The sequence below is a fragment of the Pseudomonas oryzicola genome, assembly GCF_014269185.2.
In the GTDB taxonomy this organism is placed as follows: domain Bacteria; phylum Pseudomonadota; class Gammaproteobacteria; order Pseudomonadales; family Pseudomonadaceae; genus Aquipseudomonas; species Aquipseudomonas oryzicola.
In genome coordinates, this window is record NZ_JABWRZ020000018.1 from 1 (window position 1) to 265 (window position 265).

Consider the following 265-nt stretch of genomic DNA (forward strand, 5'->3'; position numbering starts at 1 on the left):
AGCGAATGCTCATTTCTGAGTTTGATCAAGTGCAACACTTCACAACAGCAGAAAGTGGTGGAGCCAAGCGGGATCGAACCGCTGACCTCCTGCGTGCAAGGCAGGCGCTCTCCCAGCTGAGCTATGGCCCCGTATTCTACGGCTGAACCATGTAATGGTAGGTCTGGGCAGATTTGAACTGCCGACCTCACCCTTATCAGGGGTGCGCTCTAACCAACTGAGCTACAGACCTATAACAGGGTCGCTTACAACATCGTCTTTTACA

General features: G+C 52.5%; 2 tRNA genes. Both read right to left on the reverse strand.

The annotated features are described in order from the left end of the window. Positions 1-55 precede the first annotated feature (55 nt). Positions 56-131 (reverse strand) — tRNA-Ala (locus tag HU760_RS24390). A 24-nt stretch (positions 132-155) separates the two neighbouring features. Continuing rightward, positions 156-232 (reverse strand) — tRNA-Ile (locus HU760_RS24395). Positions 233-265: the final 33 nt, after the last annotated feature.